Source organism: Tepidibacter sp. Z1-5, assembly GCF_037844525.1.
GTDB lineage: Bacteria > Bacillota > Clostridia > Peptostreptococcales > Peptostreptococcaceae > Tepidibacter_A.
Window position 1 is genome coordinate 63450 of sequence record NZ_JBBMMD010000005.1, and the last position, 11464, is coordinate 74913.

Here is an 11464-nt window from a genome sequence, read left to right on the forward strand (position 1 = left end):
AAAAAACTAATGAAAAAAATTAAAATTATTTTTCTTTTAATTATGGTTGTATTTCTCTTTGGATGTAGTAAAGATGATACTAAGATAGATGTGGATTTGCAAAAAGCTATATTACAAGAGGAAGACTTAACTCCTAAGAATGGCGGTAAAATAAACATTTCGGTTGTTGAATTTAGAACTTTAAATCCTCTTTTAAATAATGAAAAATCTCTAGATCAAGCTCTTAAATTAGTATATGATAGTCTATTTGTGGTAGATGAAAATTACAATATAAAACCAAAGCTTGTGAAAGATTACACTCTTTCTCAGGATGGAATGAGTTTGAATATAAATTTAAAAGACAATATACGTTGGCATGATGGAGTTGGCTTAACCAGTCAAGATGTTGAATTTACAATAAATCTACTAAAAACATTAGATAAAAGTACTTATAATCCTCTTCTTGATAATGTATCTAGAGTAGAGGTTTTATCTGATACTAGCTTTAATATAGTATTTAATAATTCATATTCTTTTTCTTTAGAAAATTTCATATTTCCAATACTTCCAAAGCATAGACTTGCTGGTTTGAGCACTGATGATATGAAGCTTTATTCAAACAATTTAATAGGCTCTGGAATGTATAAAATAGACAAATATGAAAAAAGAAAATATATAGATTTAGTAAGAAATGAAGATTACTACGACAAAAAACCGTATATAGATAAGGTAAGATTAGTTATAGTACCTGATAAAGAAGCTGAAGAGAGTATGATTATATCTCTTGAAACGGATATTTGCAAAATAGATAAGATAATAAGTGGAGAGTTTCCTGCTAAGAGATTTGATATAAACAAGTATACAGGTAATGAGTATGAATTTGTAGCATTAAATTTCGATAACCAGTATATACAAGATATAAACTTTAGAAAAGCGTTATTATATAGTATAGATAGGAAAAAAATACTAAAGGATGTTTATTTGGATAATGGAGATGTAGTGGAATTTCCATTAAATAAAAAATCTAAATACTACAATAAAGAATTAAAAGCTGTTAAATATGATGCAGATAAGGCCAAAAAATATCTGAAAAATATAAACTTAGAGGAAGCTCAGTTTAGAGTTGTTGTAAATCAAGAAAATTTGGAAAGACTAAAAGAGGCTTATTTAATAAAAACTTCATTGTCTGATGTAGGAATTGATGTAGAGGTAGTAGAACTTTCTGGAGAAGATCTTACGAATGCTATTAATAACAAGGATTATGATCTAGCACTTCTAGGATGGACACTTCCTATTGTTCCTGATCCTAGGTTTAATTTCAATAATAGTTTCACAAATTACAATGACGATAATGTAAATATATTGATTCAAAAGCTTATAAGTTCTAATAGTGAATCTGAAAAGATACAAAACTATAATGAGCTAGAGAAATATGTTAGCAACAATGTTCCGTTTATAAGTTTGTTGGTTAAGGATAAGAACTTGGTTTTAAATAATAAAATTAAAGGAAAACTGGATTCGAATGAATTTAATGTATACAATGGTTTTGAAAATATATATGTAAGTGAATAAAAAAATGTATTGACTTATATATACAGAACAATTAGAATATTATTAAAGATTGAGTATGCGGATGTGGTGGAATCGGCAGACACGCTATCTTGAGGGGGTAGTGAGCTACGCTCGTATGGGTTCAAGTCCCGTCATCCGCACCAGTTATATAAAGACCTGAGGGTCTTTTTTTATTATAAAACTTTCAATAAAAAGACTCCACTTTTTAAAGTGGAGTCTTTTTTTACTTGTCTTTTTCAAAGTTTGAGCAGTCTGTGCACTCTGGACATGTAGCTTCACTCTTGTGCTTAGTAATTTCTACATGAGTAAGAGTACAGTTATTAAAAGTCTTTGCGTGGTATCTACACTCACTAACGGTACATCCTATATTATGGTTTCCTTGATTCATTATAACACCTCCTAAAAGTCTAATAATAGTATTAGCTTTTCAAAGAGATTAATAGCAAGAAATATTTACATGAAAAATCAAATTTTCCTGGGAAATACAAAAAAATATATAGTTCGGCTTTATTTAATAAATTACAACATTAAATTATATTTTTGATTGAATTAATGATTTGCAAAGTTCAATAAAATTTCTTTCAAATAAGTCATTGTCTGATTTGGTTCTTTTTTTTGCGCTTTTGGTTCTTTTTCTAGCTTTTCTAGCTTTTTGAGATAAATGTCTTTGAAGAAGTAGCATATCTATATTGTCATCAGTATAAATAAGTCCATTTTGATTTATAACATGAGCTTTTTTGGCAAGCACCATGGCAGCTAGTCCATAATCTTGTGTAATGACTACATCACCTTTTTCAACTGAATTTATCAAAGCCATATCTACAGAGTCTTTTCCTTGACCTACAGTAATAATCTTTGAATAATTATCATGTAGAATATGACTTGTGTCTATAAACATCATGACAGCTATATTAAAGTGTTTAGCGACTTTAACTATTATATCCTTAACGGGACAAGCATCTGCATCAACGAGAATTCTCATAAGTTACTCCTTTATATATTGTTATTATATTATAAAGCTAAAAATTCAGATGGAGATTTTAATCTAACTGAATTTTTAGCTTTCGTATAAATTATATCGTATAGATAAGTGAATTGATATACTTAAACATAAATATAAGTAATAATATGAAGGTTAAGCTTAGTTTTAAATTATAATTACTAAGTAAAGTACTCTATAGTGCTGTTTTCAAAATTTTCGTATATAAGGTTTGATATATATTCTTTTAATTCACTGCTTTTTTCTTTTGGGTATACATACTTAAATTTCCCATAAGGGCCCCATTTTAGCTGTCTGTTGTCTTCGTTAAGATCAAGTTTTGTCTTTGGAAAGCGAGTGAGAATAAGTTCTTTGGCAGTGCTTGTGAATCTATGCTGAATAAGCTCAAATGTTATAGGATTGTTGTAGTCTTTGAGTTCTTTTTTTAGTTTTATTATTAATTCTTTATACTCAGTCTTCCAATTATCATAAATCATAATAGGCGCTATGATAAATCCTAGAGGATATTGACTGGAGGATATCTTTTTTGATGCCATTATTCTTTCTTCAAAGCTTGATGTGTTGTGCTCAAAATTATTTATAACGTATCTTGTGTTTATACTAAACCTGAATTTAGTATGATTGTTATGATCTATATTTAAAAAAGAATCTACGTTATCATATTTAGTTATAACTCTAAGTCTTCCATTTTCTGAATTTGAAAAGAATTCGATGCATTTTTTTAGATTTCCAGTTAAATGTTCAAGTGCAACAGGGTCAGTTATACTTCCGCATTCAAATGTTGTTATATTTGGATGGTTATTATCTATATGTGTTTTAATAACATCTAATATCTCGTCTATATTTACGAATACCTTCATAAAAGGTTTTTCACCTTGAGTAGTTTGAAGATAACAGTATTCACAGTGACCTGGACACGAACTGGATAGAGAAAACTGATAGTCGGCAGATGGTTTACAGGGTTTTAATTTCTTTTGTTTATTAACTGTAAGGTATATGGTCTTTTTAGATTTTGAGTAATTTTCTAAAGAGTTTTTTCCATCTATTACAACTTTTCTTGATATTTCTATAGGAATATTTAATTCTTTTAGATGATTAACACTAATCTGACCTACATCGTATTTTAATGCTCTAGGATCTATATATGCTTTATCTGGTATAAAATTTTTCATGTTTTTCACCTCTTAATTATTATTTCAAATAACATTTCATTTATACAAATTCAGATGTAAAGTGAAATTTAATTCAGATGGGATTTTAGCTTTCGGATAAATAAAATATAATCAATAGATAAAAAAATAAAATTTTATATAAAATTCAAATTATAAAAATGTTATAATAATATAAAGATATTTTAGTAATACATACTAGTAAAAGAAGGTGATTTTAATGAAGGATTTATATTGTGCAGTTGATTTAGGTGGAACGAAGATTAATATAGGTATTATGACTAAAGAAGGAGAAGTTCTTGATAATATTAAGATACCTACAGAGGTTGAAAAAGGACCTGATAATAGTATAAATAACATAAAAAAGACTATATATGAATTATTAGAAAGATTGAATTTAACTAAGAATGATTTAAAGGGAATAGGAATAGGTTCTCCTGGACCAATAGATAGTGAAAAAGGAATAATAGTTGAAAGTGGAAATTTAAAAGGTTGGAAAAATGTAAAGTTAGTAGAAAAGTTATCTGAAGAATTTGAAGGAATTAATATAAAGCTTCAAAATGATGGTAATGCAGCAGCACTTGGAGAGTATTTATTTGGGTTTGGAAAAGGATGCAAAAATTTTATATATATAACTGTTAGTACAGGCGTTGGGGGTGGAGCTATAATAGATTCTAAGCTTCAAATAGGAGCTAGCTCAAATGGATTTGAAGCAGGTCATATGATAATTAACATGAATGGTAGAAAATGTAATTGTGGGAACGAGGGTTGTTTCGAAGCTTATGCATCTGGTACAGCTATAGAAAAAATTGCTTCTGAGAGAATTGAAAATGAAGAAAGTATTATATCTGAGCTAGCTCAAGGTGGAAAAGTAAAGGCTGAATATGTATTTGAAGCAGCTAAAAGAGGAGATAAGCTTGCTTTAGAAATAGTAGAAAATGAGGGATACTATTTAGGTGTTGGTATTTTTAATATCATTGCTATGTACAATCCAGAAAAAATAAGTATAGGCGGTGGAGTTTCTAATTGTCTAGAAATGTTTTATGATAAGATGATGGATACTATAAATAGTATGTCTTTAAAGCCTAGTACTCAAATTTGTAAAATAGAAAAGGCTAAGAGAGATGATTGTGGACTTGTTGGAGCTGGGGCTTTGGCATTTTATGATATATAAGTGAGAAAAAATTACTGCCTTTATAAAGGCAGTAATTTTTTTGCATATAAATAAATTCATAATAATAAATATATACCATATGAATATTAGTATATGGGGGGATATTGTGGTATATAATAAATGTAGAAAAAAAAGAAGAATCAAAATTGAAGATTCTATAAAAGACTTAATTTCTATACAGAATATACTACACGATAAAATGAATGAATTAAAAAAAATTATAGATGATGATAATATAAATGAAATTTTGCAGAATAAGAATAGGTTTAATGAAATAGATATCGAAAGTATGTTAGCTTGTACTAAAAAAAATATAGATTCAGTTAAATGTATAAATTTTAAAAAGGGAAAATGTAAATACTGCATAGAGGATTCTATTAAAAGACATGAATATTTAATCCATAAAATTCAAAATGATATAAACAAATACAATCAATATATAAATACATTTAAGGATATAATTTATTTGAAGAATGAAAAAAATATAGATAAATTATTTATTCTATTTGGATTTGATAAAAATTATGATTTAATATGTTTAATTTGCGATAATATGAGGTATTATAATAACGATGAAAAAGGGAATGTATATATTGTTTATGGATATTTAAACAAGACTAAAAGTGAGTATAAAAGTTCTTTAAAAATGGAATTTAAATATAAAGATGATTACATATACATAGATAGAATAAATGCATCTACTGATAAATTAAGGTGTGGACACGCTACATTTGTTTTTTCTAATTTAGACTCATTGATAAAAAATATGAAACTTCCTAGGAATGTACATTACATAAAGGGATACATAAATGAAAACAAAAAACACATAAAGAGAAAGGATTTAATTAAGTTTTATAAGAAAAATGGATTTTTTGTATATCAAGATTTAGCTTTTGAAAAAAATATATAAAAAAGTCTTTATTCTAAAGATTTCAATGTAGACTTTTTGAAACTCGTAACGGAATTTATATTTATCCATAATTTAAAGAAGAATATAATTTCCTATCTACAAATTAAAAATTATATGTTTAATACTAAGTTTATAGGGTAAATAATAAATACAAACAAAAACTTAATGATTTAAAATATAAAAAATATGGAGGAATAGAAAATGAAAAAATATGTATGTGTAGTATGTGGTTATGTATATGATCCAGCAGAGGGAGATCCAGATAATGGAGTAGCAGCAGAAACTAAGTGGGAAGATGTGCCAGAGGATTGGTTGTGTCCTTTATGTGCAGTAGGTAAGGATCAATTTGAAGAGGAAGCTTAAAAAATATAAGTAAAAGCCATGGATTTAAAATCAGTGGCTTTTTTTAGATTAAGGAAATTATATGATTTTTAAATTGTGGATAATATTGATGAAACACCTACACTTGCAACTATTTTTGAGCAACGGAGCCTGTAAGGATCGTTGGCGATATGAGTCACCGCGTTAGCGAGTAGACGAATTTTTTATAATTTTTTATACTGAACTCTATTATCAGTTTCTTTGTTTACTGTTACATTTTCATATTTACCATTTTCAACCTCTGATTTGAATCTTCTACCGTCTATTCCATGATCCTCCGTTGGAAAATCATCACTTACAACATCCTTGTACTCAAATGGATGATTTGATGGAACTTTATTTAACTTATCTAAATCTATATGGCTTTTATTTAGCATATTAATACCTCCTCAGTAAAATATAATATTAGTATTTACATATTATAAAAAAATATGTTCAGCTAAAGTAAAAAATTAGATAATATATACATATTGTGTTAAAATTAGAATAAATTGAAACTGTTATGATAAGACTATTGAATAATATTATATTTTAGGAGGGATAAGTATGAATAGAGAAAAAGCTATTGAGCTAATAAATACCCATATAACAACACCTCATATTATAAAGCATAGCTATGCAGTTGAGAGTGTTATGAGAGCTCTTGCAAAAAAAATAGAACCTGAAAATGAAGAAATGTGGGGCTTAGCTGGACTTTTACATGACCTTGATAATGATACTGTAGATTGGAAAAGTGATATGTCACTTCATGGACCAAAGACTATTGAAATACTTAAAAATGAGAATTTTGGAAACGAAGAAATGTATCATGCTATATGTGCTCATAATCCATGTAATGGAACTAAGATAGAAAATAAATTTGATAGAGCGCTTTATGCAGCTGATCCAATAACTGGGTTTATAACTGCTATAGCACTTGTTTATCCTGATAAAAAGATAAGTAGTGTAAAAGTAAAATCAATAACAAAGAGAATGAAAGAAACTAGATTTGCAGCTGGAGCCAATAGAGAAGCTATGAAATCTATAGAAAAACTAGGAATAGATTTTAATGATTTTGCGAAAATGTCGCTTGATGCCATGATTGAAATAGATGATGTTTTGGGATTATAAAAAAATTCATGAGATAAAATTGGAATAAAATATACAAATATTGAAAAAAGAGCGTATATTTAGTATAATAATAGGGCGAGAGTACGCAAATAAAAGAATGGAGGGGATTTAGTTGAAAATGAGAAAACGTTTTACGGCCTTTATAGTTTCGTTTTTAATGGTTTTAACTATGTTCGGACAAGTTCCAGTAGCTAAAGCTGCGGAAGAAGTAAATATAGACATTTTACAAATTAATGATTTTCATGGTTCGCTTAATGAAAATGGAAAAAATGTAGGTGCAGCAAAATTAGCAAATGAATTAAAAAAAGCAAAACAAAATAATCCAAATACGATAATATTATCGGCAGGAGACAACTATAATGGTTCACCAGAATCAAATCTTTTATATGGAGAGCCTGTTGCTAAATTCATGAAAGAAGCTGGAATAATGTATTCAGCACTTGGTAATCATGAATTCGATTGGGGAATGGATAAGATAAGTAAGTGGGAAGAAACTTCAGGAATACCATTCTTAGCAGCTAATGTTTATGACAAAAAAACTAATAAGCCAGTTGAGTGGGCTGATCCTTATAAGATAGTTGAATTAGATGGAATAAAAGTAGGTATTATAGGTCTTACAACTCAAGAAACAGCTTATAAAACTAACCCTGCAAATGTTGCTGATATAGAATTTAAAAATCCAGCAGAAGTTGCAAAAGAAATGGTACCAAAGGTTAAAGCAGAAGGAGCAGATATAGTTATAATACTTGCTCATATAGGAGCTTTCCAAGATTCAAAAACAAAAGAAATCAAAATGGAAGTTCCAGAACTTGCTGATGTAGAAAATATTGATGGAATTATATTAGGACATTCTCACCAAAGAGTTTCAGGATTGGTAAATGGTATACCTGTAGTTCAAGGATACAAGCAAGGTAGGGCTTTAGGAAAAATATCATTTGTAGTAGATAAAGATACAAAAAAAGTAGTTAAAAAAGAAGCTTCGATAGATTTATTATATTCAAGACCAGATACTTTAGCAGAAGATGTTACTGTAAAAGAAATGATAGCTAAAGATAGAGAAAAGGTAGCACCTATATTAGATGAGGTTATAGGTAAAACAGTTAATGAATTAGATCATGACCGTAATGACTTTACAACTAGTACTTTAGGTCAATGGACTACAGATGTAATGAAAAAATTAGACAATGCAGATATTGCAATGACTAATGGTGGTGGACTTAGAGTTAATGTTCCTGCTGGAGATATAACTGTTGGAAAAATGTATGAAGTAATGCCTTTTGACAATGTATTATCATCTTTTGTAATGACAGGAGCTCAAATAAAAGAAGCTTTTGAAAATGGAATCGAAAATCAAGAAATAGGATCAATTGAGTTCTCTGGAGTTACAGTTGAGTACATAAAAGGTGCTAAAAAAGGAAATAAAGTAGTAAAAATGACTTTAGACAATGGAGAAGAAATTGATTTAAACAAGAAATACAAAGTTGTAACTAATGATTTTATGGCAGCTGGTGGAGATGGTTATGCATCATTCAAAGATGCTAAATCATTAGGTGAAACTATAGCTATAAGAGATGCTTTAATTGATGAAATTAAAAATGTTAAAGTTATAGATTACAAAAAACAAGATAGATTAGTAGCAAAAGAAGTTAAACCAGAAGTTAAACCAGAAGTTAAACCAGAAGTTAAGCCAGAAGCTAAACCAGAAGTTAAGCCAGAGGTTAAGCCAGAAACTGTAACTTATGTAGTTGTAAAGGGAGATGCTCTTTATAAAATAGGAAAGAAATACAATGTGGATTGGAAAACAATAGCTGAGCTTAACTCACTAAAAAATCCAAACTTAATACATATTGGACAGACATTGTCTATTCCAGTTAAGTAACAAAAAAAGAGGACTTTAGTCCTCTTTTTTTATGCATATTATAAAGATATAATACTTTTAATAAATATTTACATATAGAATATATACATTGAAGTAAAAATATGGTAATATTTATAATGAAAATATTGCTTTAAAGGGGTGATATTCATTTTAAAAATATATTATTTTTTGTTTTGGGTTGGAGTTTTATATAGTCTAGCAAGCTTTATATTAGGAAGCATTATGGATTTGGATTTTGATGCAGATATGGATTTTGGCTATCTTAATATAATACCTATAAAACCAGCTGTTATAGCTATATTTATAACTGTATTTGGGGGAAGTGGAATTGTGCAAACTAAATGGAATCAACCATCTTTATACATATTATCTATTTCTTTTGTTATAGCTTTTATAATTTCGTATTTGATAAACAAATATATATTTTGTTTTTTGAAAAAAGCTGAAAATACGTCTAGTGAATCTCAAAAAAAATTAATAGGGCAATATGCTAAAGTTATATCTGCTATTGTACAAGATGGATTTGGGCAGATAAAATATAGTATGAATGGAAATACATATAACTCTCCAGCAAAGCATATAGAGGGTAAAAGAGTTGAAGCTAATAGCAAGGTTGTAATAGTACTCATAGAAAAAGATGTATTTTATGTAGATACTATGTAAATATAACTAATTAAAATTAAGGGGGGAGTACTAAATGGGATTAGAAACGTTGATTTATCCAATTATAGTAGTGTTAGTAATACTTATTCTTGTTGGTGGATTTTTATCTATGTGGAAGAAGGTTCCTCAAGATAAGGCTAGAGTTGTAACAGGACTTAAAAAGAGGGTTATATCTGGTGGAGGGGGACTTGTAATTCCTTTACTTGAAAGAACTGATATTATTTCCTTGGAAAATATGAAGATTGAACTTAGAACGGATGGAGCTCTTACTGAGGAAGGTGTTGAACTTACTGTAGATGGAGTTACTGTTGTTAAGGTTAAATCTGATGAAGAATCTATATATTCTGCTATGGAACAATTTAACACTGGTAAGGAATTTGATACAATAAATAGAATAAAGGAAACATCTAAAGATGTTTTAGAAGGAAAATTACGTGAGATTATATCTACAATGACAGTAGAAGAAATATACAAAAATAGAGAAAAATTTGCATCTCAGGTTCAAGAAGTAGCTGCAGTGGATCTTGCTCAAATGGGTCTTGAGATAAAAGCATTTACAATAAGAGATATATCTGATGAAAATGGATATTTAAAAGCTTTAGGTAAAAAGAGAATATCTGAAGTTAAAAGAGATGCTGAAATAGCTGAAGCTAAAGCTAAATCAGAAACTGAAATCAAAAAATCAGAGGCTCAAAGAGACTCTAAGATTCAAACTGCAATAGCTTATAAAGAAGGAGAAAGAGCAAGACTTGAATCTGAAACAGAGATATCTGAATTTAATAAAAATAAGGAATTAAAAGTTCAAGTATACAGACAAGAACAACAAGTTCAAACAGCACAAGCTGACCTTGCTTATGAAATCGAGCAGAATAAGGTTAGAAAAGAAGTTGTAGAGACTGAGATGCAGGTTAAATTATTAGAACAAGATAAACAAATCGAAATAGCTGAAAAAGAAGCCGTAAGAGTAGAAAAAGAACTTGATGCAAAAGTTAAAAAGCAGGCAGATGCTAATAAATATGAAGCTGAAAAACGTGCAGATGCTGAGAAGTATAAACAAATACAAGACGCTCAAGCAAGAGCTGAGTCTATAAAGCTTGAAGGTACAGCCAAAGCTGAAGCTAGAAGACTTGAAGGTTTGGCAGAAGTTGATATTATAAAAGAAAGAGGTAAGGCAGAAGCAGAGGCTATGCAAGCTAAAGCTGAGGCGTTCAAGCAATATAATGAAGCGGCTATTACTCAAATGTTAGTTGAAAAATTACCAGAGATAGCTAAATCAATAGCAGAACCTCTAACTAAAACTGAAAAAATAGTTATAATAGATAATGGAAATACAGAAGGTAAAGGTGGAGCATCAAAGGTTACAGGATATGTAACTGATATAATGAGCCAGCTTCCAGACGCAGTAGAGGCTTTAACAGGTGTTAATATAATGGATGTTGTGAAAAATAAATTTATGCCTGAGGATATGAATAAAATAGAACAAGTAGATTCAGTTGAAATAAAAAAAATAAATGAAGATAAATAAAAGTAGCTACCTAAATTTCGTACAAATGTAATTATTTATTCACTATAAAATACCAATTGATCAAATCTCTAATTTGGAAAAATTATAGCTCTTAATCCCAAA

12 protein-coding genes and 1 tRNA gene are annotated in these 11464 nt (G+C 28.7%); 9 read left to right on the forward strand and 4 right to left on the reverse strand.

The window, feature by feature from the left end; all coding sequences use genetic code 11:
* Positions 1-9: 9 nt before the first annotated feature.
* Positions 10-1551: an ABC transporter substrate-binding protein gene (locus WJW32_RS01600; protein ID WP_340254013.1), complete on the forward strand. Its 1542-nt coding sequence runs from the start codon at positions 10-12 to the stop codon at positions 1549-1551.
* 57 nt (positions 1552-1608) lie between these two features.
* Positions 1609-1694 (forward strand) — tRNA-Leu (locus tag WJW32_RS01605).
* A gap of 80 nt (positions 1695-1774) precedes the next feature.
* Here WJW32_RS01605 and WJW32_RS01610 read toward each other — a convergent pair.
* From WJW32_RS01610 to splB, 3 genes are all read right to left on the reverse strand, one after another.
* Positions 1775-1939 carry a DUF1540 domain-containing protein gene (locus WJW32_RS01610; RefSeq protein WP_340254016.1) on the reverse strand — a complete coding sequence of 55 codons (165 nt, stop codon included), beginning with the start codon at positions 1937-1939 and terminating at the stop codon, positions 1775-1777.
* Positions 1940-2083: 144 nt separating this feature from the next.
* Positions 2084-2533, reverse strand: coding sequence for a YaiI/YqxD family protein (locus WJW32_RS01615; RefSeq protein ID WP_340254017.1), 450 nt, complete (start codon positions 2531-2533; stop codon positions 2084-2086).
* 179 nt (positions 2534-2712) lie between these two features.
* On the reverse strand, positions 2713-3723 hold the full coding sequence (gene splB, locus WJW32_RS01620; protein WP_340254020.1) for a spore photoproduct lyase: 1011 nt from the start codon (positions 3721-3723) through the stop codon (positions 2713-2715).
* A 217-nt stretch (positions 3724-3940) separates the two neighbouring features.
* Here splB and WJW32_RS01625 point away from each other — a divergent pair, with 217 nt between their 5' ends.
* The 3 genes from WJW32_RS01625 (at position 3941) to rd (ending at position 6167) form a co-directional block, all read left to right on the forward strand.
* Complete coding sequence (locus WJW32_RS01625) at positions 3941-4894, forward strand: ROK family protein (protein WP_340254022.1); 954 nt, start codon at positions 3941-3943, stop codon at positions 4892-4894.
* Positions 4895-5000: 106 nt separating this feature from the next.
* Positions 5001-5804: a hypothetical protein gene (locus WJW32_RS01630; protein ID WP_340254024.1), complete on the forward strand. Its 804-nt coding sequence runs from the start codon at positions 5001-5003 to the stop codon at positions 5802-5804.
* Positions 5805-6005: 201 nt separating this feature from the next.
* Complete coding sequence (gene rd / locus WJW32_RS01635; RefSeq protein WP_340254026.1) at positions 6006-6167, forward strand: rubredoxin; 162 nt, start codon at positions 6006-6008, stop codon at positions 6165-6167.
* Between the two features lie 182 nt (positions 6168-6349).
* Here rd and WJW32_RS01640 read toward each other — a convergent pair whose 3' ends face one another.
* Positions 6350-6562 (reverse strand): hypothetical protein, encoded by a 213-nt coding sequence (locus WJW32_RS01640; RefSeq protein ID WP_340254029.1) that lies wholly within the window; start codon positions 6560-6562, stop codon positions 6350-6352.
* A 169-nt stretch (positions 6563-6731) separates the two neighbouring features.
* On the opposite strand from WJW32_RS01640, the gene WJW32_RS01645 reads away from it, so the two are divergent.
* The 4 genes from WJW32_RS01645 to WJW32_RS01660 all read left to right on the forward strand — a co-directional run bounded on the left by WJW32_RS01645 (position 6732) and on the right by WJW32_RS01660 (position 11362).
* Positions 6732-7295, forward strand: a complete 564-nt coding sequence (locus WJW32_RS01645) for an HD domain-containing protein (RefSeq protein WP_340254032.1) — start codon at positions 6732-6734, stop codon at positions 7293-7295.
* Positions 7296-7413: 118 nt separating this feature from the next.
* The gene (locus WJW32_RS01650; protein WP_340254039.1) at positions 7414-9174 is read left to right on the forward strand and encodes a 5'-nucleotidase C-terminal domain-containing protein; all 1761 of its coding nucleotides are present in this window, start codon (positions 7414-7416) and stop codon (positions 9172-9174) included.
* Between the two features lie 222 nt (positions 9175-9396).
* Positions 9397-9837: a hypothetical protein gene (locus tag WJW32_RS01655; RefSeq protein ID WP_340254034.1), complete on the forward strand. Its 441-nt coding sequence runs from the start codon at positions 9397-9399 to the stop codon at positions 9835-9837.
* Positions 9838-9871: 34 nt separating this feature from the next.
* The gene (locus WJW32_RS01660) at positions 9872-11362 is read left to right on the forward strand and encodes a flotillin family protein (RefSeq protein WP_340254036.1); all 1491 of its coding nucleotides are present in this window, start codon (positions 9872-9874) and stop codon (positions 11360-11362) included.
* Positions 11363-11464 lie beyond the last annotated feature (102 nt).

Coding starts and splice junctions, on each gene's coding strand:
- WJW32_RS01600 (WP_340254013.1), top strand. CDS start 10: ATGAAAAAAATTAAAATTATTTTTCTTTTAATTATGGTTGTATTTCTC.
- WJW32_RS01610 (WP_340254016.1), bottom strand. CDS start 1,939: ATGAATCAAGGAAACCATAATATAGGATGTACCGTTAGTGAGTGTAGA.
- WJW32_RS01615 (WP_340254017.1), bottom strand. CDS start 2,533: ATGAGAATTCTCGTTGATGCAGATGCTTGTCCCGTTAAGGATATAATA.
- splB (WP_340254020.1), bottom strand. CDS start 3,723: ATGAAAAATTTTATACCAGATAAAGCATATATAGATCCTAGAGCATTA.
- WJW32_RS01625 (WP_340254022.1), top strand. CDS start 3,941: ATGAAGGATTTATATTGTGCAGTTGATTTAGGTGGAACGAAGATTAAT.
- rd (WP_340254026.1), top strand. CDS start 6,006: ATGAAAAAATATGTATGTGTAGTATGTGGTTATGTATATGATCCAGCA.
- WJW32_RS01640 (WP_340254029.1), bottom strand. CDS start 6,562: ATGCTAAATAAAAGCCATATAGATTTAGATAAGTTAAATAAAGTTCCA.
- WJW32_RS01645 (WP_340254032.1), top strand. CDS start 6,732: ATGAATAGAGAAAAAGCTATTGAGCTAATAAATACCCATATAACAACA.
- WJW32_RS01650 (WP_340254039.1), top strand. CDS start 7,414: ATGAGAAAACGTTTTACGGCCTTTATAGTTTCGTTTTTAATGGTTTTA.
- WJW32_RS01655 (WP_340254034.1), top strand. CDS start 9,397: ATGGATTTGGATTTTGATGCAGATATGGATTTTGGCTATCTTAATATA.
- WJW32_RS01660 (WP_340254036.1), top strand. CDS start 9,872: ATGGGATTAGAAACGTTGATTTATCCAATTATAGTAGTGTTAGTAATA.